At 63.8% G+C, this 25,853-nt stretch carries 27 protein-coding genes; 22 read left to right on the top strand and 5 right to left on the bottom strand.

Annotation, left to right across the window (positions count from 1 at the left end; genetic code table 11):
- Nucleotides 1–17: 17 nt before the first annotated feature.
- From IPI56_07160 to IPI56_07145, 4 genes are read left to right on the top strand one after another with little or no spacing between them, the layout of a single operon-like run.
- Nucleotides 18–908: an N-acetylmuramic acid 6-phosphate etherase gene (locus tag IPI56_07160; GenBank protein ID MBK7545505.1), complete on the top strand. Its 891-nt coding sequence runs from the start codon at nucleotides 18–20 to the stop codon at nucleotides 906–908.
- Nucleotides 905–2,098, top strand: a complete 1,194-nt coding sequence (locus IPI56_07155) for a DUF1343 domain-containing protein (protein ID MBK7545504.1) — start codon at nucleotides 905–907, stop codon at nucleotides 2,096–2,098. Before IPI56_07160 ends, IPI56_07155 begins: the two co-directional genes overlap by 4 nt.
- On the top strand, nucleotides 2,098–3,576 hold the full coding sequence (locus tag IPI56_07150; GenBank protein MBK7545503.1) for a hypothetical protein: 1,479 nt from the start codon (nucleotides 2,098–2,100) through the stop codon (nucleotides 3,574–3,576). The genes IPI56_07155 and IPI56_07150 overlap by 1 nt, the downstream gene beginning before the upstream one ends.
- Nucleotides 3,558–4,178 carry a VTT domain-containing protein gene (locus tag IPI56_07145; GenBank protein MBK7545502.1) on the top strand — a complete coding sequence of 207 codons (621 nt, stop codon included), beginning with the start codon at nucleotides 3,558–3,560 and terminating at the stop codon, nucleotides 4,176–4,178. The genes IPI56_07150 and IPI56_07145 overlap by 19 nt, the downstream gene beginning before the upstream one ends.
- On the opposite strand, the gene IPI56_07140 is transcribed toward IPI56_07145, so the two are convergent.
- On the bottom strand, nucleotides 4,164–4,862 hold the full coding sequence (locus IPI56_07140; protein ID MBK7545501.1) for a hypothetical protein: 699 nt from the start codon (nucleotides 4,860–4,862) through the stop codon (nucleotides 4,164–4,166). The two genes, IPI56_07145 and IPI56_07140, sit on opposite strands and share 15 nt — an antisense overlap.
- Before the next feature lie 192 nt (nucleotides 4,863–5,054).
- On the opposite strand from IPI56_07140, the gene zapB reads away from it, so the two are divergent.
- From zapB to IPI56_07115, 5 genes are read left to right on the top strand one after another with little or no spacing between them, the layout of a single operon-like run.
- A complete protein-coding gene (gene zapB / locus IPI56_07135) occupies nucleotides 5,055–5,291 on the top strand; it encodes a cell division protein ZapB (protein MBK7545500.1) in 237 nt (78 codons plus the stop codon).
- 41 nt (nucleotides 5,292–5,332) lie between these two features.
- Nucleotides 5,333–5,587 (top strand): cell division protein ZapA, encoded by a 255-nt coding sequence (locus IPI56_07130; GenBank protein MBK7545499.1) that lies wholly within the window; start codon nucleotides 5,333–5,335, stop codon nucleotides 5,585–5,587.
- Nucleotides 5,587–6,903, top strand: a complete 1,317-nt coding sequence (locus tag IPI56_07125; GenBank protein MBK7545498.1) for a replication-associated recombination protein A — start codon at nucleotides 5,587–5,589, stop codon at nucleotides 6,901–6,903. Before IPI56_07130 ends, IPI56_07125 begins: the two co-directional genes overlap by 1 nt.
- Nucleotides 6,900–7,478, top strand: a complete 579-nt coding sequence (locus tag IPI56_07120; protein MBK7545497.1) for a 5-formyltetrahydrofolate cyclo-ligase — start codon at nucleotides 6,900–6,902, stop codon at nucleotides 7,476–7,478. The genes IPI56_07125 and IPI56_07120 overlap by 4 nt, the downstream gene beginning before the upstream one ends.
- A 45-nt stretch (nucleotides 7,479–7,523) precedes the next feature.
- Entirely contained in the window at nucleotides 7,524–8,159 is a 636-nt protein-coding gene (locus IPI56_07115) for a hypothetical protein (protein MBK7545496.1), read from the top strand.
- 76 nt (nucleotides 8,160–8,235) lie between these two features.
- Here IPI56_07115 and IPI56_07110 read toward each other — a convergent pair whose 3' ends face one another.
- The 3 genes from IPI56_07110 to IPI56_07100 are packed head-to-tail and all read right to left on the bottom strand — an operon-like array spanning nucleotide 8,236 to nucleotide 10,270.
- Nucleotides 8,236–8,892 carry a porin family protein gene (locus IPI56_07110; GenBank protein ID MBK7545495.1) on the bottom strand — a complete coding sequence of 219 codons (657 nt, stop codon included), beginning with the start codon at nucleotides 8,890–8,892 and terminating at the stop codon, nucleotides 8,236–8,238.
- Between the two features lie 48 nt (nucleotides 8,893–8,940).
- The gene (locus tag IPI56_07105) at nucleotides 8,941–9,582 is read right to left on the bottom strand and encodes a porin family protein (GenBank protein ID MBK7545494.1); all 642 of its coding nucleotides are present in this window, start codon (nucleotides 9,580–9,582) and stop codon (nucleotides 8,941–8,943) included.
- A 46-nt stretch (nucleotides 9,583–9,628) separates the two neighbouring features.
- Nucleotides 9,629–10,270 (bottom strand): outer membrane beta-barrel protein, encoded by a 642-nt coding sequence (locus IPI56_07100; protein MBK7545493.1) that lies wholly within the window; start codon nucleotides 10,268–10,270, stop codon nucleotides 9,629–9,631.
- A gap of 164 nt (nucleotides 10,271–10,434) precedes the next feature.
- Between IPI56_07100 and IPI56_07095 the strand changes: the two genes are divergently transcribed.
- The 7 genes from IPI56_07095 (at nucleotide 10,435) to holA (ending at nucleotide 18,985) form a co-directional block, all read left to right on the top strand.
- Nucleotides 10,435–11,211 (top strand): TIGR00282 family metallophosphoesterase, encoded by a 777-nt coding sequence (locus IPI56_07095; protein ID MBK7545492.1) that lies wholly within the window; start codon nucleotides 10,435–10,437, stop codon nucleotides 11,209–11,211.
- A gap of 110 nt (nucleotides 11,212–11,321) precedes the next feature.
- A complete protein-coding gene (locus IPI56_07090) occupies nucleotides 11,322–12,116 on the top strand; it encodes a polyprenyl synthetase family protein (protein ID MBK7545491.1) in 795 nt (264 codons plus the stop codon).
- Nucleotides 12,117–12,140: 24 nt separating this feature from the next.
- Entirely contained in the window at nucleotides 12,141–14,009 is a 1,869-nt protein-coding gene (locus IPI56_07085) for a 1-deoxy-D-xylulose-5-phosphate synthase (GenBank protein ID MBK7545490.1), read from the top strand.
- 6 nt (nucleotides 14,010–14,015) lie between these two features.
- Entirely contained in the window at nucleotides 14,016–14,759 is a 744-nt protein-coding gene (locus IPI56_07080; protein MBK7545489.1) for a TlyA family RNA methyltransferase, read from the top strand.
- Nucleotides 14,756–17,311: a leucine--tRNA ligase gene (locus IPI56_07075; protein ID MBK7545488.1), complete on the top strand. Its 2,556-nt coding sequence runs from the start codon at nucleotides 14,756–14,758 to the stop codon at nucleotides 17,309–17,311. The genes IPI56_07080 and IPI56_07075 overlap by 4 nt, the downstream gene beginning before the upstream one ends.
- Nucleotides 17,308–17,949, top strand: a complete 642-nt coding sequence (locus IPI56_07070; protein ID MBK7545487.1) for an LptE family protein — start codon at nucleotides 17,308–17,310, stop codon at nucleotides 17,947–17,949. The genes IPI56_07075 and IPI56_07070 overlap by 4 nt, the downstream gene beginning before the upstream one ends.
- A 7-nt stretch (nucleotides 17,950–17,956) precedes the next feature.
- Entirely contained in the window at nucleotides 17,957–18,985 is a 1,029-nt protein-coding gene (gene holA / locus IPI56_07065) for a DNA polymerase III subunit delta (protein MBK7545486.1), read from the top strand.
- Here holA and IPI56_07060 read toward each other — a convergent pair.
- Nucleotides 18,982–19,266, bottom strand: a complete 285-nt coding sequence (locus IPI56_07060) for a 30S ribosomal protein S20 (GenBank protein ID MBK7545485.1) — start codon at nucleotides 19,264–19,266, stop codon at nucleotides 18,982–18,984. The two genes, holA and IPI56_07060, sit on opposite strands and share 4 nt — an antisense overlap.
- A 67-nt stretch (nucleotides 19,267–19,333) precedes the next feature.
- Between IPI56_07060 and murJ the strand changes: the two genes are divergently transcribed.
- Genes murJ through IPI56_07030 form a run of 6 tightly spaced genes read left to right on the top strand, consistent with a single transcriptional unit; the run spans nucleotide 19,334 to nucleotide 25,813 of the window.
- A complete protein-coding gene (gene murJ / locus IPI56_07055) occupies nucleotides 19,334–20,866 on the top strand; it encodes a murein biosynthesis integral membrane protein MurJ (protein MBK7545484.1) in 1,533 nt (510 codons plus the stop codon).
- A complete protein-coding gene (locus IPI56_07050) occupies nucleotides 20,863–21,948 on the top strand; it encodes a GIY-YIG nuclease family protein (GenBank protein MBK7545483.1) in 1,086 nt (361 codons plus the stop codon). Before murJ ends, IPI56_07050 begins: the two co-directional genes overlap by 4 nt.
- Nucleotides 21,945–22,190, top strand: coding sequence for a hypothetical protein (locus IPI56_07045; GenBank protein ID MBK7545482.1), 246 nt, complete (start codon nucleotides 21,945–21,947; stop codon nucleotides 22,188–22,190). Before IPI56_07050 ends, IPI56_07045 begins: the two co-directional genes overlap by 4 nt.
- The gene (locus IPI56_07040; protein MBK7545481.1) at nucleotides 22,177–22,497 is read left to right on the top strand and encodes an MGMT family protein; all 321 of its coding nucleotides are present in this window, start codon (nucleotides 22,177–22,179) and stop codon (nucleotides 22,495–22,497) included. The genes IPI56_07045 and IPI56_07040 overlap by 14 nt, the downstream gene beginning before the upstream one ends.
- Entirely contained in the window at nucleotides 22,494–25,520 is a 3,027-nt protein-coding gene (secA, locus tag IPI56_07035; GenBank protein MBK7545480.1) for a preprotein translocase subunit SecA, read from the top strand. The genes IPI56_07040 and secA overlap by 4 nt, the downstream gene beginning before the upstream one ends.
- Nucleotides 25,505–25,813, top strand: coding sequence for a hypothetical protein (locus IPI56_07030; GenBank protein ID MBK7545479.1), 309 nt, complete (start codon nucleotides 25,505–25,507; stop codon nucleotides 25,811–25,813). The genes secA and IPI56_07030 overlap by 16 nt, the downstream gene beginning before the upstream one ends.
- Nucleotides 25,814–25,853 lie beyond the last annotated feature (40 nt).

Here is a 25,853-nt window from a genome sequence, read left to right as displayed (position 1 = left end):
ATTGATATTCTCACGCCATGAACGACCGCGATTACGGCCGAATTCCCACCGAACGCCCGCACGCGGGGTCTCGCGACCTGGACCGTCTGTCCCCTTCGCGGTTGTTCGACCTGATGAACGCCCAGGACGCCGCTGTCGTGCGGGCCGTCCGCCGCGCCAAGCGCGGTGTGCTCCGCGCCGTGGACATCGTGGTGGATCGTTTGTCCCGCGGGGGGCGCCTTTACCTTGTCGGCGCCGGCACCAGCGGCCGCCTCTGTGTTCTGGAAGCCGCCGAATGCCCGCCGACCTTCAACACGCCGCCGCGTCAAATCCAGGCCGTCATGGCCGGCGGGCGGTCCAGCGTTTTTCGTTCCCGGGAGGGGGCCGAGGACGATCCCGCCCCGGTCCGACGGTTGTTCGATCGCGTTTTGACCCCGCGCGACGCGGTGGTCGCGGTGGCGGCCAGCGGCGTCACCGCCCACGCCCGGGCCGCCCTGGCGGCGGCGCGCCGGAAAAAAGCGGCGGCCGTTTTCCTCACCGGAAACCCCGGCGCGCGGCCCCCCGCCGACGCGCGGGTGGTGTTCGCCACCGGTCCGGAGATCCTCACGGGGTCGACCCGACTCAAAGCCGGCACGGCGACCAAGATGATACTAAACATGCTGACGACGATGTCCATGGTGCGGCTCGGCAAGGTGCACGGCCAGTGGATGGTGGATTTGCAGCCGCGATCGCGCAAATTGGCGGCGCGGGGGCGGCGGTTGATCGTCGATTTGGGAGGGGCGACGCCGGCGCGGGCGGCGGCCTTGCTCCGTCAAGCGGGCGGGCGCACCAAAACCGCCATCCTCATGGCCGGACGAAGCGTGTCGCGGTCCGTGGCCGAAAAACGCCTTAAGGCCGCGGGGGGCCGTTTGCGGGAGGCGATGCGATGAACCGCCGAATCGCGGCGTTAACGGTCTTCCTGTTGGCGGGGGTTCTCCGCGCCGAGGTCAAGACCGGGCTGGATGTTTTGAAGGAACAAAATTTCGGACCCCTGCTGGGAAAACGGGTGGGGGTTCTCGTCAACCACACGGCCCAGGACCGCGACGGACGCCCCCTGGTGGACCTGCTGATGGAGGCCCCGGGCGTGACCCTGGTGGCGGTGTTCACCCCGGAGCATGGGTTGACGGGAAAGATGGAACACGGCGCGCCGGTCCCCGATTCGGTGTACCCGGGCACGGAAATCCCGGTGCACAGTCTTTATGGCGAGACGAAACGCCCGACCGCCGAGCAGATGAAAGACATCGATGTCTTGGTCTGCGATTTGCCGGACATCGGCACGCGCTTTTACACCTACGCGACCAGCATGGGTTACGCCCTGGAGGAAACCGCCCGCGGCGGCAAGGAGTTCGTGTTGCTCGACCGCCCGAACCCCCTGGGGGGAATGGCGATGGAAGGGTTGGTCCTTTCCTCCGAGGTCCGGCATTTCACGGCGTATTTTTCCGTTCCCACGCGGCACGGTTTGACGCTGGGCGAACTGGCCCGCTGGCACAATGAAAAAGCCGCTTTGAACGCGCGCCTGCTGGTCGTGCCCATGGAGGGGTGGCGGAGGTCCATGCTCTGGCCCCAAACGGAGATGCCTTTTTTGGCCCCCTCGCCCAACATTCCCACGCCCCGCGCCGCCCTTTTGTACAGCGGAATCGGGGCTTTTGAATCCACGAACGTGTCCGTGGGGCGGGGCACCCACACCCCCTTCGAAGTGTTCGGAGCCCCCTGGATGCGCAACATCACCGTTGCCCGCACGCTCTCGCGCCAACGATTGCCGGGACTGCGTTTTAAGCCCGTGACGTTCCGCCCGACGTCCGACCGTTATAAAGGCCAGGTGTGTTACGGTGTTCAGATCGTCGTGACGGACACGCGGCGCGCCCGGCCGGTGGACCTCTTCGTGCACGCCGCCTGCGCCCTGCGGGACTCTTCCCCCAAAGATTTCAAACCCCGGTGGGACGAAATGCCCCGGGTGGTGGGAACCCCGGAATGGAAGGATTGGTTCCTCTCGGGCGAGAAACCGGAACGGTTGTTGGAACGCGCCCGCGCGACCATTGATGTTTTTCGGATCGAGCGCTTGGGCATTTTGTTGTATTGATGAGCGGCGCGCGGGTGGTCTGGGGGGACTTGGCGGTTCTGGGCGCTCTCTTGGCCGTCACGGTGGGTCTGGGATTGTGGTTTCGGCGCCGTCAAACGTCCACGGACGAATTCTTCCTGGGCAACCGCCGGGTCCCGGGGTGGGCGGCCGCCCTTTCCTTCGTCGCCACCGAAGTGAGCGCCGTGACGATCATTTCGGTGCCCGCCACCGCCTACATGGAAAACTGGGAATACCTCCAGTTTTTCATCGGTTCGGCCGCGGCCCGTGTCGTGATCGCCTATTTGTTCATTCCCGCCTTTTACCGGTTTCATTGCACCACCATTTACCAATTCTTGGCGGCGCGTTTCGGGGTGCCCACACAGGTCGCGGCTTCTTGCTTTTTCTTCGTCACGCGGTTGTTGGGGTCCGGGGTGCGCCTCATGGCGGCGTGCCTGGCGCTTTCGGTGTTGTTGGGCGTGGACATCCGTTGGGTGATCGTCGTCTTCATCGCGGTGGGCGTTCTCTACATGGGGGCCGGGGGAATGCGCGCGGTCGTTTGGACCAACGTGCTGCAGGCGATTGTTTTCATCGGCGGCGGCCTGGCGGCGGTGATTTTCATAACGGGCCGTGTCGACGGGGGGGCGGCGGGGTTGTTGCGCGCGGCGACCGAGGGCGGCCGCTTGGCGGTGTTCGACCCGGGCCCGTCCTCCGGCGCGCCCGGGTTTTGGGCGGCGTTTTGGAAAAACCCGAACATCTGGTGGGTGGCGATATTGAACGGATTTTTCGGTTCCATGGCGGCCTTCGGAACCGATCAGGATTTGATGCAGCGTCTGTTGACCGTGGAAACGCGCCGAACCAGCCAACGGACCATGCTGGCGACCATCGGTCTGAGTTTGGGCGTGCTTTTGATTTACCTCTCGGTCGGCACGGCTTTGTATGGTTTTTTCACCACCCACCCCGGCTTGGCCCTGCCCGAAAAACTTGACGCGATCTTCCCGTTTTTTATCGGGGCCCACACCCCGACCTTGCTCAAAGGCGTCCTGGTCGCCGCCATCGTATTGGCCGGCATCGATTCCCCGCTGGCCTCTCTGGCGACCTCTTTCGTGACCGATGTCTACCGCCCCTGGCGGGCCCGTCGGGGGCTTTCGGTCGATGACGCGGCGCTCCTTCGCTTGTCCCGCCTTTGCGTGGGGGTGTTCGGCGTCCTTTTGGCCCTCTTGGCCTGGGCCTTCAGTCACGGGAAAAACATTCTGTGGCTGGCCTTTAAAATCGGGGGTGTCACCTTCGGCGCCCTGTTGGGGATTTTTCTGTTGGGCCTTTTGACGCAGCGCGGACGCAACCGGGGAAACATTTTGGCCATGTCGTTGAGCGCCGCGATCAATGCGGTGCTTTTGATCCTGTCGGAAGCCGGTCGAATCCCTCTCGGGTGGAGCTGGTTGGTGATTCTGGGAACGCTCGTGACTTTGGGGGTGGGCGCTTTGTGGCCCGCGCGCCGGTGATCACGCATTTCGTTGCCCTGATCGACGGGTTAAGCGGCAACCCCTGGGCGCTGCCGGTTTTCGTTGGTCTCTATGTGGCGGCTTGTTTTGTGGCGCCGGTGAGCCCTTTCCCCGTCGCGGGGGGAGTGTTGTTCGGCTTCGGGTGGGGATTGGTCATCAATTTGGCGGCCGTGCTCGCCGGAGCCAGCGGGCCCTTCTGGTTCGCTCGGCGGTTGGGGCACCGGCCCATGGCGGCCCTCCTTCGTCGATGGGGGAATCGCGGATGGGTGGGACTCCTTCGGCATCCCGGCCCCGGTCCCTTCGTCCTCCTGCGGTGGGTCGGTTTCCCGCCCTTTGTGATCATGAATTACTTGGCGGGGCTTTCGCAAATGACGTGGCGGCGGTTTTTGTGGACCAGTTTGGTCGGTCTTTTCCCGTGGACTTTTCTGATGACTTATTTCTCGGGGACGTTTTGGAGCATTTTGCGGGAGGCGGGCATCGCCGGATTCCGTCAAGCGGTGGTGGACCACCTGGGTCCCCTTCTGGCGGGGTTGGCGGTTCTGGCCTCGACCGCGTTGCTGGGGTTGTGGGCGCGACGGCGCCTCGGTTTAAGAAATCGCTGACGGCGCGCGGAGGCTGAGCAGGAAGCGCTCGGCTTCCTCCCCCAACCGGTCGAGGTGGCCGGGCGTCGCCGCGACGGAGAGCATGAACAAGTCGTTCCCTTGGTTCACGAAGACGATGCGGTGCCGAAGCGGAAGGGTTTGGATCGGGTCCTCGTAAATCAATTCAAAGGCGTCCCGACCGTCCGGGTAGCGGAACGGGCGTCTCTCCAGAATCAAGGTGCGGTCGCTTTTCGGCAAACGGAAAAGGAATCGATCGGCCCAGTCCCGGACGTCGGTCTTCCCGTCCCCGGGTTTCCGGGTCACGCTGAAAATCATGCTCTGGCTGAGCATGGACGGTTTAAAACTCAAAGTGATGGATTGGTCGGCGAGTTCGTTGACCGTCACCCAGCGGGTCGGGTGTTCCACGCGCCACCCCGCCGTGGGGTCCGTGTATACCGCGAATACCCCGTTGACTTGGAACGAACGCCGCCACAACACATTGTACCCCACAGCGCCCAACGATTCGTTGACGCTCACCAAAGAAAGCAACAAACCCAAAAAGGCCATCGGGCGGCCGAGATAGACGCGCGGGTACAGCGTGGCCCGCTGCGCCACCCAGAGGGCGGCCAAGGCCCCCACGGCGCCCAGAAGGATGGCCGCGCGGGGGCCGAACGCGACACGGGCGAGGATCGCGCCCCCGCCCAAGGCGAGCGCCCCAAAAGCGTACAAGGGCGGAAGGCGCGACCCAGCGCGATCCGCCCAAAGAGGTTTTCTTCGGTTTTTTGATCATGGCCTTATTCTATAGCAAGAAGCGGCCGCTGTCAAAAACAAAATTGAATTTTGTGGGGGAAGGGATCGCTTGTGGGGGGGCGCTCGATTTGCTAAATTCTCGACGGAATGCCATCGCCCTTGTTGACCAAACTCGCTGAAAAAGTCCGGCAGGCGACCGGAGAAATCCATCATTTGCGCAAGGAGCGGGAGCGGCTGCAGGCCGAACTGACATTGATGGGCGACGAGAGCCGCCGGGCCCGGCGCCTTTTGCGCGAACACGGGGAGTTGATCGAGGAGCGGGAACGCCTGCGGTCCCGGCTTGAGAAGATTTTGGACAAGCTGGATCGGCTCAAAATCGCGTGAATCCTCTCGTCAAAGACAAAATCCGGGTCAACATTTTCGGGATGGTGTACGAGCTCGATCCCGGGAACCTCACCCCGTTGGAAGCCAACCAGTTGGCCGCTTACGTCGATCAGAAAATGAAGGAAATTTCCGATAAACTCGGATTGGTGGACACCCAGAAAATCGCCGTGCTCGCGGCCCTCAACATCGCTTTCGAACTGGGGTCCCGCCAAAAGGCCAACGCCCAGGAGTTGCCCCCGGTGGACGAAGCCAAACTCAAAAGCCTTTTGGAGACGCTCGAAAAAGCGTTGGCGTGATGGACCTGTTCCAGGCCGCCGCGCCGGAAAGCATCGGGGACCACACCCCTTTGGCCGCACGCATGGCGCCGCGCGATTGGGGGGAATTCGCCGGGCAAGCCGACCTGGTGGCCCCCGGCGGTTTGTTGCGCCGGGCGGTGGAGGCGGACCGGCTGGGCTCCGCCATTTTTTTCGGCCCGCCGGGTTGCGGCAAGACGGCCCTCGCCCGCCTCGTGGCCGCCAAAACCCAAGCCCACGTGGAGCAAACCAACGCCGTCACCATCGGGGTGCCGGACATCCGCAAAATCCTCGCGGCGGCGGCCGACCGCAAACGGGCGCGGGGGCGGCGCACGTTGCTCATCCTCGACGAGATCCACCATTTCAACCGCACCCAACAGGACGCGCTGTTGCCCGACGTCGAGCGGGGGTTGGTGACCCTGATCGGCCTCACGACGGAAAACCCCTTTTTTTACGTCAACGCCGCCCTTATTTCCCGTTCCACGGTGTACGCCTTTAACGCCTTGGGCAAGGAAGACCTTCGCGGTCTGCTGCGCCGCGCCTTGGCCGACCCCGAGCGCGGCTTGGGCGCAAAGAACGCCGTGTTGGACCCCGACGCCGAAGACCATTTGCTCGCCGTTTCGGACGGGGACGCCCGGCGGCTCCTCAACGCTTTGGAACTCGCCGTCCTGACCACGACGACGGAAAAAGGGGCGGTGCGCGTTTCGCGGACGGCCGCCGAAGCCTCGACCCAGCGGCGGGCCCTCCGGTACGATAAATCGTCCGACGAGCACTACGACACGGTGTCCGCGTTCATCAAATCCCTCCGGGGATCCGACCCGGACGCGGCTCTGTATTGGATGGCCAAAATGCTGGCCGCCGGCGAGGACCCCCGCTTCGTCGCCCGGCGGCTCTTGATTTGCGCTTCGGAGGATGTGGGCAACGCCGATCCGCGGGCGCTCTTGATCGCCAACGCCGCCTTTGAAACCGTGGAAAAAGTGGGCATGCCCGAGGCGCGGATCCCCTTGGCCCAGGCGGCCGTGTACGTGGCCGTGGCCCCCAAATCCAACACGTCCTACGTGGCCATCGACCGGGCGCTCGCCGAGGTGGAACGGGGCCCGCGCCGCGAGGTGCCGCTTCCGTTGCGCGACGCGAACCGCGACGGCGAGGCGCTCGGCCACGGCGCCGGGTACAAGTATCCCCACGATTTCCCGGGACGATTCACCCCTCAGGAATACATGCCGCAATGGTCCCGTTTTTGGGAACCGGGGGACCTGGGCGATGAGAAACGGTTGAAGGAGCGTTACGAAGCCCTTTGGCCGGAACGGAAAAAAACATGATCGATTCGGATCTCCTGCGCCAAAAACATTTTTTACGATTGCATTTCATCGCCTTGAACCGGGACCGGCCCGTCGGTCTGCGTCGCCGGGACGCCCGCCGGGCGGCGCGCCGTTTGATGGCCCGGCCGGAGTGGCGACGGGCCGAAACGGTGGGACTCTTTTTGTCGCTGCCCCACGAAATCGACACCGCGCCCTTGATCCGCGCCGGCCGGGCCGCGGGAAAAACCATCGCCGTGCCGGTGGTCGCTCCGGAAACGCGCGGGATGCGTTTCGCCCGTCTGCCGAAAAGCCAAGGCGCGCTGCGCAAGAACGCGCACGGGGTTTGGGAACCCCGCGATCCCGAATGGGTCGAACGGCCGGATCTGTTGGTCGTGCCCGGGGCGGCCTTCACGAAGGGGGGGGAGCGCTTGGGCGCCGGCGGGGGGTATTTTGATCGTTACCTGTCCGAGACCCCCCGTTTGAAAACCCTCGGCTATTGTTTTGATCACCAACTCGCGGTGCGTTTGCCGGGCGCGGTCCACGACCGTCGGGTGAACGCCGTGGTCACCCCCGGGCGCGTTTTCGCCCGCCGATAACTGTTAGAATCGCAAGACTTTTCTAAACACTTCCCGGAGGACACAATGAATTCATGGATGCGCCTGCACCTGGTTGGCATGGGCCTGTTGACGGTCTGGGCCTGCAAGACCGTTCCCTTCAATCCCGCCACGAGCTCCGACGCCACCCCGCCCCGAATCGATCTGCGCGTCGACGCGTCGACCGTCACCGTCATCGTTTCCTCCGCGCCCCCGTCACGGCGCGAGGTGACGTCGTTGGTGGCCCATTTCGAGGTGTCGGCCCGGACCTCCGGTCGCGCGGGCGACATCACGGGGCAGGAAGTCCCCATCGAATCCTTGATCGAAGTGTCCGCCCTTTCGGCCGACGACGAGACGGGCATCCAAAAGCTCCAGTTGTTCGTGAACCGGTCGGTAACCTTCCGCGCGTCCAACGGGGCCTTGACCACGCATTTGTTCCCGTCGAAGGAAATCGGAACCATCGACCGGCCGTCCGCGACCGGGGCCGTCCCGACCGCGGGGATATTGGCGATCAAAACCAGCATCGGGGAACAGCGGCGGTTCGAAAGGACGAACACGCAGGGGCAAATGGAGACCGTCGTGGGCACCGGCGTGGTTCTGACTTATTACGCGGAGACCAAGAACTTCAACGGCCAAACGACCCAGAGCAACAGCATCACTTTCCGCAGCGGACTGTTGCAATAATAGAACCAAACCTATAACTAAGAAAAAGGCGGGCGGCCCGTGAGGGCCGCCCGCCTTTTGTTTTTAAGGGTTCGGATTAGTAGTGGAGGTTGAGACCGAGGGAGAGGAACGACACCCGGTCTTTTTGGTCGTACCGGGAACCTCCGTTGGTGGATACGGTTTGGGTCGGCCAAACCGCGCCCAGGTATTCCACCCTCAGGGAATAGCGGTCCGAAACCCGGTGTTCCAAGCCCACCCCATAAGCCAGGCCGAGGTTCTTGTTGTAAAACGTCGGCGTGCTGGAGCCGTTGCTGGGATTTCCATTGGCGATGAGGGAGTGCCTGATGTCACCCCGCGCCAAGCCCGCCGTCAGGTAGGCCAGCGCGTTGTCCACCGCGAGGCCCGCACGACCTCGCAGGGTCACGAGATGACGGAGCGCATCGGTTTTTTCCAGTACGGGGGGGAGGTTTCCCATATCGGTGTTGATGTAAACGTGGCCGGGGCGGTAATCCAATTCCCAGCCAATGACGGAGTTCCCTTTTTGGTTGTTATAGCCCCATTGAAGACCGCCGTTCAATTTGGACCGCCGTTGATCGACAGTGCCGCCGAACCAATCGTATTCCACATCGGTCCAGGCGGTCCGCAGGGTGGCAACGCTGGCGGTCGCGCCGACGTAGGGGCCGCTCCATTCTTGGGCTATCGCGGGGGCCGTTGACAGCGCCGCGATCGCGAGTGCTTTCAAAACGCTTTTCATGTGTGTTCTCCTCATGAGATTAATCGAATCCGCGACCATCGCCGTCGCTTAGAAGTGGAAATTCAATCCCAGGGACGCGCTGTCCAGGGATTCGGAAATTTCCATTTGGTAACCGTCTTGGTTGCGGTTTTTCGCGCCGGGAATTTCGGCGTGCAACCATTCCAGCCGGGCCGATAGCCGTTTCGACAATCGATGCTCCAAGCCGAACCCGTAGGCGAGGCCGAGGCGGTTGTTGTCGAGGCCGTACCAGCTGTCGGTGACGTCCCCGTCTTCAATCCAGTCGTGGTTCACGTCGGCCCGCGCCGCGCCCACGGTGCCGTAGAGAAGGCTTTCGTCCGCCGCCAGGCCGGCCCGAAGGCGCAAGGTCATGAGGGATTTCAATTCGTCGGTCTTGTACACGTCGTTGTCATACCGGGTCGAGCGTTTGGCTCCCGAGCGGTAATCCAGTTCGACCCCGTACACCACGCGATCGTATTGCCGGTTGTAACCGATTTGAGCCCCGGGAAGGATTTTGTCCTTCGCGTGGTTCAAGGAATGGCCATACCAATCGTAGTTGATGTCGGTCCATATTGTCCCGTAGGTCGCCGCGCCGAACTGGGCCCCCACGTAGAATCCGTTCCAATCCGATGCGGACAACGTCAGGGGAAGAACCCCCGCCGCGGCCGCTAAAATCAAAGCCAATCGTTTCATTGACATTCTCCTTTTCGTGGTCGAATCCGTCACGGCCGGTGGCCTTTTAGAAGTGGTAATTGAGGCCAACGCCGATGTGGGACAGGGTGTTGGAGACTTCGTAGTCGTACGAGAGACCGGCGGGAGGCCCGTCGACTCGGCGGGTGACCGAAGGGATGCGGGTGGCCAGATACTCCCCGCGCAGGGAAAGGCGGGCGCCGATTTTCCGTTCGTAACCGAACCCGTAGACCACGCCGATTTTGTAATTGCCGAACTTCGACCGGTTCGGGAGATCCTGCCAAGTGTGCCAGCTGTAGGCGCGGGCGGCGCCCAACGTGCCGTACAACAACCCTTCGTCGATGGCGAGCCCGAAACGGGTCCGCAACGTTATCAAGGATTTCAGTTCGTCTTTCAATTCCAGGCCATTCAGGTCGGAAAATTTTTCGATGTGTCCGGACCGGTAATCGACTTCGAGCCCGAGCACGGTTGCCCCCGATTGGAAATTCAAGCCCACCTGGCCGCCCAGGCTTTGCCCTGAACTGTGGGCACGAAAAGTGCCGCGGTTCCAGTAATCATCCTGATCGTACCAATCGCTCGCCATGGTCGTGACCCCGCCGTTGACGCCGGCGTACAAGCCGCTCCAATCCCCGGCGAAGCTGTGCGCTCCGGTCAGGGCCAAAAGGCACCCAAGCAACCATTTGCCTCTCATTCGATGGATCCTCCTCGTGTTTGGTGAAATCTTCCCAATGTGGAGAAGATATTGCGTGCGACGTTACCAGATGTTAAAGCCGATAGGCAAACGCATTCCGCGCAAGGGGTTTCTCTTTCCCTGGGTTTGCTATAATTACCCGTCTTAAATACCGAGGGGGACGGGTGCGCATTCTGTTCGTGGGGGACATTTTCGGGCGGCCGGGGCGCGAGGCCGTGGCGCATTTCGTCCCCGCCATTCGCCGCGAAGCCGGGGTGGATTTCGCCATCGGCAACGCGGAGAACGCGGCCGGAGGCCGGGGGTTGACCGAGCCGACCGCCAAGGCCCTTTTCGCCGCCGGGTTGGACGTCTTGACCCTGGGGAACCATACCTGGGACCGGCCCGAAACCGAACCGCTTTTAAAGGACCCGCGCGTGCTCCGTCCGGCCAACTACGCCCCGGGCGTGCCGGGGCGGGGACGGGGGCTGTACCCGGTGGGCGAAAAGAAGATCGCGGTGATGCAGTTGATGGGCCGCCACGGGATGGACGACATCGATTGCCCGTTCCGGACGGCGGACGCTTTGCTGAAGGACGCCGCCGCCGATGCCACGATCGTGGATTTTCACGCCGAGGCCTCCAGCGAAAAGCAGGCCATGGGGTGGTATCTGGACGGTCGCGTGGGGGCTGTTTTGGGGACCCACACCCACGTGCAGACCGCGGACGAACGGGTCCTTCCCAAGGGCACGGCGTACATCGGGGACGTGGGCATGGCCGGCCCCCGGGACAGCGTGATCGGCGGGCAAAAGGACGCGGCGTTGAAACGCTTTTTGACGGGCATTCGGGTGAGGTTGGAAGTGGCCGAGGGCGACGCCCTCTTTTGCGCGGTTTTGGTGGATCTCGAAAACGGCCGGGCCCGGGCCATCGAGCGCATTCAAAAAAGTTTTCCCAGGACGAGAGCTTGAATCAAACCGATTTGTTGAACGTCCTGCGCCGCTGGGGCGTGCGCGTGGACCGGGCCTTGAATAAAGTGTTGCCCCGCGAGCGCACCCCTCCCGCGGTGATCCACAAAGCGATGCGCTATTCCGTGTTCGCCGGGGGGAAACGGTTGCGGCCGTTCCTGTGCTTGACCGCCGCCGAGATCTGCGGCGGCCGGCCCGAAAGCGCGATGCCCACGGCGTGCGCTTTGGAGGTGTTGCACACCTACTCCCTGGTCCATGACGATCTTCCGGCCATGGACGACGACGATTTGCGCCGGGGACGGCCCACGAACCACAAAGTCTTCGGCGAGGGCATGGCCATCCTGGCCGGGGACGCCTTATTGACCCACGCGTTTCGGTTGATGGCCGAAAACGCCCGGGTGCCGGGCGTTTCGGCCGCCCGCGCGGTGGAGGTCGTGCGCGTCGTGGCCGAGGCGGCGGGCTCCCTCGGCATGGTGGGCGGGCAGGCGGTGGATTTGGCCTCGGCCGACGGGGCGACGCGGGGGGGGGGCCGCGCCCGCGTTTTGGATTTCATTCACCGCCGGAAAACCGGCGCCCTGATCAAGGCCAGCCTCGACGCGGGGGCGGTCTTGGCCGGGGGGACCTCAAAACAGCGGCGGGCCCTCGCGACCTACGGCGAACAGATCGGTTTGGCCTTTCAAATCGCCGACGACGTTCTCGATATCGTCGGCAACAAAAAACTTTTGGGCAAACGCGGGTCGGACCGGGACAACGGCAAGTTGACCTTCCCGGCGGTGTACGGTCTGGAGGAATCCCGCCGCCGGGCCGCCCGCGCGGTGGCCCGGGCGAAGGACGCCCTTTCTCTTTTTGGAAAAAAAGCGGAAACGCTCTCGGCCCTGGCCGACTACATCATCGAACGCGATCGTTGACCGCGCAAAGGAAAAGGACACGTCATGACCCTTCTTGACCAAGTGAACGGACCGGCGGATATAAAAAAAATCCCTCTCGATAAGCTGCCCGAGCTGGCCAAAGACGTTCGGGAAAAAATCATCGAGGTGACCTCCCAGGTCGGGGGGCATTTGGGCGCGGGGTTGGGCACGGTGGAGCTCGCCATCGCGTTGCACTACGTGTTCGACTCCCCGACGGACAAGATGGTTTGGGACACGGGGCACCAGGCCTATCCCCACAAGCTTCTGACGGGCCGCCGCGACCGCTTTCACACGCTGCGCCAGTTCGGCGGGATCTCCGGGTTCCTGACGCGCAACGAATCCGAGCACGACCACTTCGGCGCGGGGCACGCTTCGACGGCGATTTCCGCGGCCGTGGGGTTCGCCGCGGCGCGGGACGTTTTGAAACAGGACCACCACGTGATCGCGCTGGTCAACGACGGCTCCCTCACCGGGGGCATGGCCTTCGAGGGGTTGCAGAACGCCGGGCAGTTGGCCACCAACATATTGGTCATTCTGAACGACAACCAGATGTTCATTTCCCACCGGGTGGGCGCCTTCGGCGCGTTCCTGGCGAAGCTGACGACCCTGGGCATGGTCCGCCGGGCCGAGGAAAAAGTGGAAAAACTTTTGACCCGGATGAGTTACTACGGCGCGTACCTCCTGCGTTTGGCCAAGCGCGTGAAAGTGTTCCTGTTCCCCGGGGTGCTGTTCGAGGAAATGGGGTTCGGTTACCTCGGGCCCGTGGACGGGCACGATCTCCCGCAACTGATTGAAGTGTTGAAAGCCGTGAAACAATTGAAGGGCCCCCACGTGTTGCACGTGGTCACGAAGAAGGGGCGCGGCTACGAAAAGGCGGAAGCCGAGCCCATCAAGTACCACGGGGTCACGCGTTTCAATCCGGAAACGGGCGAGATGATGAAAGGAACCCCGGGGGCTCCCTCCTACACCCAGGTGTTCGGGGAGACGTTGGTCAAGCTCGCCAAGGAAGACACCAAGATCGTGGCCATCACGGCCGCCATGCCCGAAGGCACGGGGTTGGATGTGTTCCGCAAAGAACTGCCCAAGCGATTCTACGACGTGGGACTGGGCGAACAGCACGCGGTGACCTTCGCCGCCGGTCTGGCCTGCGGGGGGGTGAAGCCCGTGGTGGCCATTTATTCCAGTTTCCTTCAACGCGGCTACGACCAAATGATCCACGACGTCTGCCTGCAAAAACTGCCGGTGGTGTTCTGCTTGGACCGGGCCGGCCTGGTGGGCGACGACGGCCCCACGCACCACGGGGCCTACGACATTTCTTACACGCGCATGATGCCCCACCTGACGATCATGGCGCCCAAGGACGAGAACGAGCTTCAACACATGCTGAAGACGGCCTTGAATATGCCGGGCCCCTCCGTCATCCGTTACCCCCGGGGCGCGGGCGTGGGCGTGCCCATGGACAACACCCAAAAGCTTTTGCCCATCGGCAAAGGGGAGGTCCTGCGGGAGGGCGCCGACGCCACCCTGTTGGCCTTTGGCCAGCCCGTCCAAGTTTGTTTGGAGGCGGCCGAGCAGTTGGGCCGCGAAGGGCTGCGCGTCGGGGTGGTCAACGCGCGCTTCGCCAAGCCCATCGATCGGGATTTCATTTTGGAGACCGCGCGCCGGTCGCCGCTTTTGATCACCGTGGAGGAAAACACCTTCATCGGCGGGTTCGGCGACGCCGTGCGCGAGGCCCTCGAGGGGGACAATGTCCCCGTGCGGACCATCGCCCTGCCGGACAGTTTCGTCGAGCACGGCACCCAGGCCAAACTGCGCGACAAGGTGGGCCTCTCCGCCGCGAAAATCGCGGAGCGGGTCAAGGAGTTGCACCGGCAGCGGTTGGCGGTTAAGTAAACGAACCTGGAAAAAATTCGGCTGGACCAATTGTTGGTTCAACGGGGATTGGCGGAGACCGGAGCCCGGGCGCAGGCGTTGATCCTGGCTGGAAAAATCCGGGCCCCGGGCGTGAAAAAACTGAAACCCGGGGAGAAAGTGGCGACGGACCAACCCCTGGAGTTGATCGAGGATTTGCCCTACGTGTCCCGGGGCGGGTTGAAAATGCGGGCCGCCCTCGACGCCTTCGGCGTCGATCCGAAGGGCCGGGTGTGCGTCGACATCGGCGCGTCGACCGGCGGGTTCACCGATTGTTTGCTTCAAGCCGGGGCGAAAAAAGTCTTGGCCGTGGACGTGGGGCACGGCCAACTGCATTGGAAGCTGCGCAACGACCCCCGCGTGGTCAACCGCGAAAAGTGCCACGCGCTGAAATTGTCCCGGGCGGACGTCGACGCCTTCGCGGAGGGCGATCGGGCGGGGCTGGTGACGGTGGACGTCTCGTTCATCTCCCTGGAAAAAGTGCTGCCGGCCCTGGCGGCCCTGTTCGACGCGGGCACGGAGTTCATCGTCCTGGTCAAGCCCCAGTTCGAAGCGGGGCCGAAAGACGCCCCCAAAGGGGTGGTGCGGGACCCGGCGGTGCGGGAACGCGTGCGGCGGGAAACGACGGCCCGGGCGTTGGCGGCGGGATTCGCCGTGCGGGGCGACATCGACTGCCCGGTGCTGGGGCCCGAGGGCAACCGGGAAATGCTAATGCGTCTGGTGAGACAATGACCGAACCTTTTGATCCGAAGACCATCGAGCCCAAATGGCAGCGCCGTTGGGAGGAGTCCCGCGCCTTCCGCGCCGCCGAAGACCCGGCCAAACCGAAGCTCTACATTTTGGACATGTTCCCCTACCCGTCGGCCGCGGGGCTTCACGTGGGCCACCCCGAGGGTTACACCGCCACGGACATCCTTTCCCGCCTCAAACGCATGCAGGGCTTCAACGTGCTTCACCCCATGGGTTGGGACGCCTTCGGGCTGCCCGCCGAGAACCACGCCATCGCCACGGGCCAACACCCCCGCGCCGTGACCCAGGCCAACGTGGCCAACTTCCGACGGCAAATCAAAGCGCTGGGTTTCTCCTACGACTGGGACCGGGAAATCGACACCACCGACCCCGCCTATTACCAATGGACCCAGTGGATCTTCCTCCAACTTTTTAAAAGGGGATTGGCCGTTGAAGGCGTCGCGCCCATCAACTTTTGCCCGTCGTGCAAAACCGGCCTCGCCAACGAAGAGGTGCACCAAGGGGCCTGCGAGCGTTGCGGCACGGCCGTCGAACGACGGAATCTGCGCCAATGGATTTTGAAAATCACGGCCTACGCCGACCGTCTGTTGAGCGACTTGGCAGGTTTGGATTGGCCCGAGTCCACCTTGGCCATGCAACGGAACTGGATCGGGCGCTCCGAAGGGGCCGAAGTGAAATTCACGGGGGCCTCGCCGACCGCCGCCGTGGGTAAAGCGATGACGGTATTCACCACCCGTCCGGACACGCTCTTCGGGGCCACCTACATGGTGTTGGCCCCCGAGCACCCCGATGTGGACGCCTTCACGACCCCCGACCGGAAAACCGCGGTCGACGCCTACCGCCAGGCGGCGCGCCACAAGTCCGATTTGGAGCGCACCGACTTGGCCAAGGACAAAACGGGGGTGTTCACGGGCGGAACGGTGACGAACCCCGTGAACGGGGAAAAGATCCCCGTCTGGGTGGCCGACTATGTTTTGATCAGCTACGGCACGGGGGCCATCATGGCGGTGCCGGCCCACGATCAACGGGATTTCGAGTTCGCCAGAAAATTTGAGATCCCGATCCGAGTGGTTGTGGCTCCGGCGAGGGCCGGTCCCCCGCTTCCGGAAACAATGAAGGAAGCTTTTGACATCGAAGGCGTCGCCGTGAACAGCGGGGCCTTCGACGGTTTGACGACGGCGGAGTTTCGAAGAAAGATCACGGCCTGGTTGGCGGAACGCGGCGCGGGGCGGGCCGCGGTCAATTACCGTTTGCGGGATTGGGTGTTCTCGCGGCAACGTTATTGGGGCGAGCCCATCCCCATCGTGCATTGCGCGCGTTGCGGCGCGGTGCCGGTGCCGGAAGACCAACTGCCGGTGCGCCTGCCCGAGGTGCAAAAATACGAGCCGACGGGCACGGGCGAATCCCCCTTGGCCGCGGTCGAAAGTTGGGTCCAAACCACCTGCCCGACCTGCGGCGCCGCGGCCCGTCGGGAAACGAACACCATGCCCCAGTGGGCGGGCTCCTGCTGGTACTACCTCCGTTACCTCGATCCCCGCAACGCGCAAGCCGCCTGGTCGGCGGCGGCGGAGCGTTTTTGGATGGGAACGACGGGCGTGGACCTCTACGTCGGCGGCGCGGAGCACGCCGTGCTGCACCTGTTGTATTCCCGGTTTTGGCACAAAGTGCTGTTTGATCTGGGTCTTGTTTCGACGAAGGAGCCCTTCCAAAAGCTGCGGCACCAGGGCATGATTCTCTCCTACAGTTACCGGGACGCCCTGGGCGCCTACCACGGCTATGACGAGATCGATTTCGCGGGGGCCGCGCCCAAGTTGAAAGCCACGGGCGAGGTTCTGACGGAACTGAAGGAAAAGATGTCCAAATCCAAAAAGAACGTCATCAGCCCCGACGATGTCATCGGTCCACACGGCGCGGACGCCATGCGCCTTTACGAAATGTTCATGGGCGATTTCGAAGCGGAAAAGCCCTGGGACATGCGCACGGTGGAAGGCGTGACCCGCTTTCTTCAAAAAGCGTGGCGGGCGCTGGACGCGGCGACGGCGGCGGGGGACCCCCACGCGCGCCTGCGCCACCGCACCATCCGGGCGGTGACGGAACGGGTGGAGAACTTCAAATTCAACACGGCGATTTCCGCGCTCATGGAGTACGTGAACGCCCTCGCGGGCGGCGCGACGGCGGCGGATCGGGAAACCCTGGCGTTGCTGCTTTGCCCCTTCGCGCCGCACCTGGCGGAGGAAATGTGGGAACGCCTGGGGAAGAAGAGCCTCGCGTCGCTCGCGCCCTGGCCCCGGCACGACCCGTCTTTGGTCACGGAAGACCGCGTGGAGATCCCTGTGCAGATCAATGGAAAATTGAAGGACCGTTTGACGGTGGCCGTGAACGCGCCCCCGGCCGAGGTGCTGGCCGCGGCACGGGCCTTGCCGAAAATACGGGAGTCCCTCCAATCGCAAAAAGTCATCAAAGAGATCCACGTACCGGGCCGCATGGTGAGCTTTGTGACGGCCCCCATCAACGGAAACGGAGGCGACAAATGAAAAGATCCGTCGGCGTGTGGGCGGTGGCGGCCGGGTGGGCCCTCGCGGGATGCGGGGAGATGGCCGGTTATTCGGGCGGGGCGAACATCACGCTGCCCCCGCACATTCAGCGGGTGAGTTTACGGCCCTTCCAAAACCGGACCCAGTTTTTCGGTCTCGAGGACAAACTGCGCCTGCGCGTGGAGCAGGAATTCATCCGCGACGGCCGGTTGCCCTACGTGAGCACCGAAGCCACGGCCGACGGCATCGTGGAGGGGGAAATCGTCAATTACATCCGCCAAGTCACGACCTACGACGCCGCCAACCAACCTCTGGAATACCGCCTGTGGGTGATCATGGACGTGCGGTTCCTCGATCGGGTGGAAAAACGCATTCTCTGGGAGGAAAAGCGTTTGGAGGGGGATTACATTTACGTGGTGGAGACCCAACCCGCCGGGTTGACCGAAGAGGAAGCCCGCGAACGCCTGTGGGATTTGTTCGCCCGGGACATCGTGAAGCGGACCCTGGAGGGGTTCGGATCGGTCACGGGGGCGAGCGCCCGCAAAGTGCCCGAGAAAACCATTCCCGCCCCGGACGCGTCCTCCCCGGTTCCCGCGCCCCCGGAAGAAACGGACGTTCCTTCCCCGCCGCCGTATTGACCCTGTGATGGCTTTTAAAACCGACGCCGACGCCGGCGCCCTGGCGCGCGGCTGGGACAAGGGGGACTTCCACCGGGTTTACCTTTTCGCCGGGCCCGACACCCTCGCCCGCGATGAGACTTTCGAAAGACTCAAAACGGCGTTTTTGGGCGCGGACGGGGTCATGAACCTGGATTTGTTCGACGGCAACGAAGCCGACGCCGGAAAAATCCTGTCGGCGGCGGCGACGTTGCCGTTTTTCGGCGGTCGGCGGATGGTCGCCGTCCGGCGGGCGGACGGGCTCGGCACGGCGGACATGAACCGACTGGCCGACGGGGTCGACGGCCTTCCCGCCAGCAATTGCCTGGTCCTGCTGTGGGACGAACGGCCCGATCAGCGGACGGTTTTGGTCCAGGCCGTGAAAGGGGCCGGGGCCGTGGCGGTGTTTTGGCCTCCCTTTGAAAACCAATTGCCCCAGTGGGTGGCCGACCGGGCCGGGCGCTTCAAAAAACGCATGGACCGCGCGGCCGCGGACGCCCTGTTGGACGCCGTGGGCCCGTCCTTGCCCGATCTCTACCAGGAAATCGGGAAATTGGCCCTCTACGTCAAGGACCGGCCCGCCATCTCCGTCGAAGACGTCGGGGCCCTGCGCGGCGAGCGGGTGAGTTTCCAATTTATGGAGTGGGAGCGCGCCCTGTGGCGGCGCGACCGCAAAAAATCCCTCGGGGTCTTGACCGCGCAAAAGGAGCGGGGGGATTCGGTGGAGGGGTTGTTGCCCCAGGTGGTGCGGGCCGTTCAGAAAATTTGGATGGCGAAAGCGTTGTTCCTGGAGAAAAAAGGGGACGACCGGGCCATTTTTGAAACCCTGCGGGTCAAATCCCTCGATGTGCAGCGGGACCTGCGGGCGGCGGTGTCGCGGTGGTCCTGGGACGAACTCCTCGGCGCCACGGACGCGCTGGTCGAAGCGGACCACGTCCTGAAGACGGGGCGCAGCGATCCCGACGCGGATTTAACGCGCTTGGTGCTGTCCCTGACGAAGTCCGAGTTGTCCGATTAAGCGGAGAGGACTTTGCGCGCCGCGACGGAGAGCCGGGCGATCTTGCGGGCCGCGTTGGCCGGGTGGACGGTGTGACGGTTGCCCATCTTCTTCCACGAGGACATCGCCTTGGGCAAAAGGGTCTTCACCTGGGCGGCGTCCTTGGCCGCGATGGCGGCCCGGAGCTGCTTGGTCAGATCCCGCGTCACGGTTTTGGCCGCAACGTTCGCCCAACGACGGCGGTTCGCTTTACGCACTTCTTTAAGAGAGGACGTGTGACGTCCGGTTTTCAGCTTTGCCATAGGGCGAAAGTTTAACTTTTTCGGAACGGGGTCGTCAATTGAAGAATGCGCATCGGAGGGGCGGTTCGTGACGCCGCCCAAAATCCTTCGTCAGGCGGGCACGGTGTCCTTCGCGACGTTGTTGTCGCGTGTGCTGGGCTACGTCCGGGACGCGCTGGTGGCGGCCGCCTTCGGCGGCGGGGGGCTCACCGACGCCTTCTACGCCGCGTTCCGCATTCCCAACCTTCTGCGGCGCCTCTTGGGGGAGGGCCCTCTCACCGCGGCTTTCGTTCCTCTCTTTACCCACCGGCTGGAGACCGGCGAGGGGGGGGAGGCGCGTCGATTTTTCCAAACCCTTTTTTCCACCCTGGGTTTGTTGCTCACGGGATTGGTGATCCTGGGGATCGTGTTCGCCCCCCAGTTGGTCGGGGTGGTGGCCTGGGGTTTTCGGACGGACCCCGAGAAATTCGATTTGACGGTCCGACTCACCCGGGTGATGTTCCCCTTTGTCCTTTTTGTCTGCCTGGCGGCCGTCTCTTCGGGGGCGTTGAACGCCCTCGGGCATTTCTTCGTGCCGGCGCTGGCGCCCGCCATGTTGTCGGTGGCGGAAATCGCCTTCATCTTTTTCCTCTTCAAGCTTTGGACCAATCCCCTGGACGGATTGGCCGTGAGCGCTTTGGTGGGCGGCGTCCTGCACTTCGCCGTGTTGCTCCCCCTTCTGCACCGGGAGAAAATGCCCCTGCGCTGGCATTGGGAACCCCGGCACCCCGAGGTCCGGCGGGTGGGGTTGGCCCTTTTGCCGGCGGTGTGGGGGTTGTCGGTGGATCAAATCAGCGCTTTCATCGACACGCTCTGCGCCAGTTTCCTGATGGAAGGCTCGGTGACGGCCCTTTACAACTCCAACCGGTTGATGCAATTGCCCTTGGCCCTGTTCGGCATCGCCATGTCCACGGCGGCCTTGCCGTCGTTGTCGGCCAGTCTTGCCCGGGGCGACGCGCGGGAAACGAAAGAGACCTTGAACCTCTCCCTGCGGCTGGTTTTTTTCACCGTGGTGCCGGCCATGGTCGGGTTGATCGCTTTGGGCACGCCCATCGTCCAAATCCTTTTTGAACACGGCCGGTTCACGCCGCGGGCGACCGCGCTCACCGCCTCCGCCCTCGCCGGTTACGCCCTGGGTCTGCCGGCCTACGCGGCGGTGAAAGTCTTGGCGAGCGCTTTTTACGCCATGAAAGACACCCGGACGCCGGTTCGGGTGGCCAACATCAGCATGGGCGTGAACATCGCCGGCAACCTGATGTTGATGGGGCCCTGGGGGGTGGGGGGTCTGGCCTTCGCCACGGCGATCGCGTCGGTCGTCAACGCCGCGCTCCTCTTTTGGTTGTTGCGCCGGCGTTTGGGCTTATTGGGAGGGCGTCGATTGGCCCTGTCCTTGGCTCGCGCGGCGGCGGCCTCCCTTTTCATGGGCTTGGCCGCCTGGGCCTGGACCCGGTGGGGTTTCGGCCCCCTGGCGCTGCGCGTGACGGTGGCCGTGGCCGGCGGCGCCGCCCTGTATTTCGCCCTGGCCCGTCTCCTCCGGTCCGAGGAGAGCGTTCATTTGACGGGTTTGTTCCGTCGCGCGTGACCGACGCCTTCGCCCGTTCGCCGGACCGCCTGCCCCACCGGCCGGGGGTGTATTTGATGCGCGACGCGGCCGCGCGCATCGTTTACGTCGGCAAGGCGATCGACCTGCGAAAACGGGTCGCGAATTACTTCCGGTCGGACCTCGAACCCAAAATCCGCGCCCTCATGGCCGAGGTGCGCCACATCGATTACATCGCCACCCAGAGCGAGCGCGAAGCCCTGGTGGTGGAACAGCGCCTCATTCAGCGCCACCAGCCCCTGTACAACACCATGTGGAAGGACGGGAAGTCCTACCCTTTTGTGAAGTTGACGGTCGGTGAGGATTTTCCCCGGTTGCGTTGGACCCGTCGGCGTTTGCGGGACGGCGCGTTGTATTACGGGCCCTACCCCAACGTCCGCGGCGTGCGGGGCCTGTTGGATTGGGTGTGGAAGACCCGGTTGTTCCCTTTGCGGCCCTGCGATTTGGAGATTCACGAAGGCCGCCCGCGGGACTACGACGAGGTCCGCTCCTGCCTCTATCTTCACACGCGGCAATGCCCGGCGCCGTGCCTCGGGCGGATCGGCAAGGCCGACTACGCGCGGTCGGTGGCGCAGGCGCGGCTTTTTTTCGAGGGGAAAAACGCGCCGCTCCGCCGGGCTTGGCAGGGGGCGATGCGGGCGGCGTCCCGCCGCATGGAATTCGAGGCCGCCGCGCGCCTGCGGGACAACCTGGCGGCCCTGGACCACATGAACGAGCGCGTCACGTTCCGCGCGCTGCGCGAGGAGGACGTGCGGGGGCGCCTGCAAACCAGCCAGGCCCTGCAAGCCCTCCAGGCCGCCCTGGGCCTGCCCCGACCCCCCGCGCGCATCGAGTGCTTCGATATTTCCCACGCGCAGGGCGCGGCGACCGTGGCGTCGATGGTGGTGTTCGAAAACGGCCGTCCGTTGAAGAGCCATTACCGGAAATTCAAGATCAACACCGTGGCGGGGGTGGACGACTTCAAATCCATGGCCGAGGTGGTGGCCCGCCGCTACCGCCGGGTCCGCGACGAGGGCGCTGCCTGGCCCGACTTGATTTTGATCGACGGGGCCCGGGCCAGTTGAACGCGGCCCGGCGGGCCCTGTCGGGGGTGACGGCGCGCCCGGTGCCCCTGGCGTCCCTGGCGAAACGGGACGAGGAGGTGTTTTTGCCGGACCGGACCGAGCCGGTGCGCCTGCCCAAAGATTCGCCGGCCCTGCAAATTCTCCAGCACGCCCGGGACGAGGCGCACCGTTTCGCCGTGGGTTTTCACCGCTCCCGCCGCGACAAAATCATTTTTCAAGGAGACCCCCATGCCTCTGCCTAAAAAAATCACGGACGCGATGCGCTCCCACCCCGCGTTTTACCAGGCCGTTTGGAAAGCCTGCGCCGAGATCCCCGCCGGGGAAGTGCGCACCTACGGCTGGCTCGCCGCGCGGATCGGCCGCCCCGGCGCGGCGCGGGCCGTGGGCACCGCCCTGGGGGCCAACCCTTTCGCGCCGGTCGTGCCCTGCCACCGGGTGGTCCGATCGGACGGGGGGATGGGGGGGTATTCGGGGCCTGGGGGCGTGGGGACGAAACGACGTTTGCTCGCGAAAGAAGGGTGGGCATCTGCTAAAATATCGCGCTCATGATTCAATCCATCCTTAAACTCTTCATTGGAACCCAGAACCAGCGAACGCTCAAAACCATCGCGCCGCTGGTGGCGTTGGTCAACGCCCGGGCGGCGGAGACCGAGGCCCTCGACGACGCCGCGCTCAAGGCCAAGACGCCCGAATTCCGCGAGCGTTTGGCGCGGGGGGAAACGCTGGACGACCTTTTGCCCGAGGCCTTCGCCGTCGCCCGCGAAGCGGCCAAACGGGCCATCGGGTTGCGCCCCTACGACGTGCAGATCATCGGCGGCATCGTCCTCCACCAGGGAAAAATTTCCGAGATGAAAACGGGCGAGGGCAAAACCCTCGTCGCCACGCTGCCCGTCTATTTGAACGCGCTCGCCGGCCGGGGCGTGCACGTGGTCACGGTGAACGACTACCTCGCCAAGCGCGACCGCCAGTGGATGGGCCCGGTCTACGAATTCCTCGGCTTGACGGTCGGCCACGTCCAGCACGACATGCGCAACGACGACCGCCGCCGGTCCTACGCTTCCGACGTCACCTACGTCACCAACAACGAGCTGGGGTTCGATTACTTGCGCGACAACCTGGTGCGCGACGCCCGCCACCGGGTGCTCCGCCCCTTCAATTTCGCGATCGTCGACGAGGTCGATTCGATCCTCGTCGACGAAGCCCGCACGCCCCTCATCATTTCCGGCCCCGGCGAGGCGTCCAGCCAGCGCTACCAAATCGTCAACCGCCTGATTCCCCAGCTCAAGGGCCGGATGATCACCGAGTCGGAGGAGATCGCGGCCAAGTACAAGGGCATCGATTTGGGCGTCGGCTTCGATTACATCGTCGATGAAAAAGCCCACAGCGCGATCTTGACGGAGCAGGGGACCGTGAAATGCGAACACCTCCTCGGCGTGCGCAGCCTCTACGACGATATTTCGGGCGAATGGGTGCACCACATCACGCAGGCCATTCGCGCCCACAAGCTTTATCAGAAAGACGTGGACTACGTCGTGAAGGACGGCGAGGTGGTCATCGTCGATGAATTCACCGGCCGCTTGATGCCGGGCCGCCGCTGGTCGGACGGACTGCACCAGGCGGTGGAGGCCAGGGAAGGCATTCGCGTCGCCGAGGAGAACCAGACCCTCGCCACCATCACGTTCCAAAACTTTTTCAAGTTGTTCAAGAAATTGGCGGGCATGACGGGCACGGCCATGACCGAGGCCAAGGAATTTTGGGAAATTTACAAGCTGGACGTGGTGTCCATCCCGCCCAACCGGTCGGTCACCCGGTTGGACCACGCCGACCGCGTTTACCGCAGCGAGCGGGAAAAGGTCAGCGCCATCATCGACGAAGTGGAAGATTGCTGGCGGCGCGGGCAACCGATCCTGGTTGGAACGCGGTCCATCGAGAAATCGGAGCGGCTTTCCGCCGCCCTCCGTCAAAAGGGCGTTCCCCACAGCGTTTTGAACGCCAAATACCACGAGCAGGAAGCCCAGATCATCGCCCAGGCCGGGCGCAAGGGGGCCGTCACCATCGCCACCAACATGGCGGGTCGCGGCACCGACATCATTTTGGGGGGCACGCCCCCGGACCCGGCCGACGCCGAACGGGTTAAAACAGGGTCGGTGTTTTTCGCCCTGGGGGATTTCAACCTTTACGGTTTTGAGAAATTCGCCAAGAAACCCCGCCCGGTCGATCAAGCGATCCTCGACGCCCTCGGGATCAAGGCCGAGGCCTGGGAAAAAGCCAAGGAACGGGACGTCGTCGCGGTCCTGAACCGCTTTTTGGATGACCCCGCGTTTCCGGAAAAAGCGGGGGTGACCGCCCCGCCCGCCGGCCGCGAAGAGCTCTGGGGCAAGGTTCACGGTTCGACCGACCCCGCCCACACCGACGACCGGCGCGAGTTGCACCGGGCGATTTGGGAATCCCTTTTTGAGCCCGACATGCTTTCGCGGGAGCGCCGCGGGGGCTTGCACATTCTCGGGACCGAACGGCATGAGTCGCGCCGGATCGACAACCAGTTGCGCGGCCGGGCCGGCCGTCAGGGCGACCCGGGGTCCTCCCGCTTCTATCTCGCCCTCGACGACGAACTCATGCGCCTCTTCGGCAACACCGAACGCGTCCAGCATTGGATGGGCCGCGTCGGCATGCAAGAGGGGGAAAGCATCGAGGCGGGCATCATCAACCGGGCCATCGCCCACGCGCAGAGCAAGGTCGAGGCCATGAACTTCGACATTCGAAAACAGCTCCTCGATTTCGACAACGTGATGAACAAGCAGCGGGAGGCCATTTACCGGTTGCGGAACGCCGTCCTGGAGGGCGAGGACCAGTCGGCCCTTTTCGACCGCATGGCCCGGGAGTCTCTGGAGGAGAAGTTGACCCTTTGGGCGCCCGAAAAGGCGCACCCCGAAGAATGGGACCTGCAAAGCCTGGGCGCCTGGCTGCTTCGAAGTTTCGAAATCCGTTTAGATCCCGAAAAGGACCGCCCGGCCAACGTCGGGGAATTGCAGGAGAATCTGAAGGAGGCGCTGTCGTCCGCTTTCGTCCGGCGGCGTGAACAGCTGGGCGACGAGAGTTTCCAACGCTTGGGGCGCATGGTCCTTCTTCAAGTCATGGACACGGCCTGGGTGGAGCACCTGACGTATTTGGAACAACTGCGGAAGGGAATCTTTTTGAGGGCCTACGGCCAAAAAGACCCGTTGATCGAATTCCAAAAGGAAGGCTACAATCTCTTCGAGGCGATGATGCAGCGGATCCGGGAAGAGACCTTGGAGTTCCTCTTCCGCATCGAGGCCGCCCCGGCCGATGAGGCCGCCGAGGAAGAGCGGGCCATGACGGCGGAAAAACCCGAGGCGCCCGAAATCATCACGGGCGCGGCGCCGCGCCCGGCCCCGGCCGCGCCCCTCATCCGCACGGCGCAGGCCGCCCGCCCGGCCGGAGACCGTCCGGGGGCCGCCGTGGCCGAACTGCCCGACGTGAAAAAAATTGGACGGAACGACGCCTGCCCCTGCGGCAGCGGAAAGAAGTACAAAAAATGCTGCGGCAAATAATCGAACCGGGTTTTTGGATGGGGTTTTGGGTTGGCGCCGGCTTGGCCATCGTCATCGCCACGATGGTCGTGGTGGTCCTCTTGGATCGGCGCTTCAACCGGGTGCACCGCCTGCGCGTGGCGGGGCTTTATCCGGCGGTCGGAGAGCCCGTGACGGACCATCATTATGTCGCCCTTCTGCGGGCCGGGCATGTGAAATGCGCGGCGCGGCTCTACAAAAAAACCCAAAAAGTCAGCGGCAAGGAAGCGGCCGCGGCGGTTGAACGCATGGCCGCGGCGCTTCGATCAATCTGAAATCCGTCCTTCCGCGTCTGGGCCCCCTGTTTTCGGGGGT

This window comes from Elusimicrobiota bacterium, assembly GCA_016706425.1.
Classification (GTDB): Bacteria; Elusimicrobiota; Elusimicrobia; order FEN-1173; family FEN-1173; genus JADJJR01.
The sequence above is the reverse complement of the archived record's forward strand: the minus strand, read 5'-3'. Positions and strand labels throughout refer to the sequence as shown.

What these genes read in the sequence shown, in the direction of transcription:
- IPI56_07160 (MBK7545505.1), top strand. Translation starts at nt 18, where the DNA reads ATGAACGACCGCGATTACGGCCGAATTCCCACCGAACGCCCGCACGCG.
- IPI56_07155 (MBK7545504.1), top strand. Translation starts at nt 905, where the DNA reads ATGAACCGCCGAATCGCGGCGTTAACGGTCTTCCTGTTGGCGGGGGTT.
- IPI56_07150 (MBK7545503.1), top strand. Translation starts at nt 2,098, where the DNA reads ATGAGCGGCGCGCGGGTGGTCTGGGGGGACTTGGCGGTTCTGGGCGCT.
- zapB (MBK7545500.1), top strand. Translation starts at nt 5,055, where the DNA reads ATGCCATCGCCCTTGTTGACCAAACTCGCTGAAAAAGTCCGGCAGGCG.
- IPI56_07130 (MBK7545499.1), top strand. Translation starts at nt 5,333, where the DNA reads ATGGTGTACGAGCTCGATCCCGGGAACCTCACCCCGTTGGAAGCCAAC.
- IPI56_07125 (MBK7545498.1), top strand. Translation starts at nt 5,587, where the DNA reads ATGGACCTGTTCCAGGCCGCCGCGCCGGAAAGCATCGGGGACCACACC.
- IPI56_07120 (MBK7545497.1), top strand. Translation starts at nt 6,900, where the DNA reads ATGATCGATTCGGATCTCCTGCGCCAAAAACATTTTTTACGATTGCAT.
- IPI56_07115 (MBK7545496.1), top strand. Translation starts at nt 7,524, where the DNA reads ATGAATTCATGGATGCGCCTGCACCTGGTTGGCATGGGCCTGTTGACG.
- IPI56_07110 (MBK7545495.1), bottom strand. Translation starts at nt 8,892, where the DNA reads ATGAAAAGCGTTTTGAAAGCACTCGCGATCGCGGCGCTGTCAACGGCC.
- IPI56_07105 (MBK7545494.1), bottom strand. Translation starts at nt 9,582, where the DNA reads ATGAAACGATTGGCTTTGATTTTAGCGGCCGCGGCGGGGGTTCTTCCC.
- IPI56_07100 (MBK7545493.1), bottom strand. Translation starts at nt 10,270, where the DNA reads ATGAGAGGCAAATGGTTGCTTGGGTGCCTTTTGGCCCTGACCGGAGCG.
- IPI56_07090 (MBK7545491.1), top strand. Translation starts at nt 11,322, where the DNA reads ATGCGCTATTCCGTGTTCGCCGGGGGGAAACGGTTGCGGCCGTTCCTG.
- IPI56_07085 (MBK7545490.1), top strand. Translation starts at nt 12,141, where the DNA reads ATGACCCTTCTTGACCAAGTGAACGGACCGGCGGATATAAAAAAAATC.
- IPI56_07075 (MBK7545488.1), top strand. Translation starts at nt 14,756, where the DNA reads ATGACCGAACCTTTTGATCCGAAGACCATCGAGCCCAAATGGCAGCGC.
- IPI56_07070 (MBK7545487.1), top strand. Translation starts at nt 17,308, where the DNA reads ATGAAAAGATCCGTCGGCGTGTGGGCGGTGGCGGCCGGGTGGGCCCTC.
- holA (MBK7545486.1), top strand. Translation starts at nt 17,957, where the DNA reads ATGGCTTTTAAAACCGACGCCGACGCCGGCGCCCTGGCGCGCGGCTGG.
- IPI56_07060 (MBK7545485.1), bottom strand. Translation starts at nt 19,266, where the DNA reads ATGGCAAAGCTGAAAACCGGACGTCACACGTCCTCTCTTAAAGAAGTG.
- IPI56_07040 (MBK7545481.1), top strand. Translation starts at nt 22,177, where the DNA reads ATGCCTCTGCCTAAAAAAATCACGGACGCGATGCGCTCCCACCCCGCG.
- secA (MBK7545480.1), top strand. Translation starts at nt 22,494, where the DNA reads ATGATTCAATCCATCCTTAAACTCTTCATTGGAACCCAGAACCAGCGA.
- IPI56_07030 (MBK7545479.1), top strand. Translation starts at nt 25,505, where the DNA reads ATGCTGCGGCAAATAATCGAACCGGGTTTTTGGATGGGGTTTTGGGTT.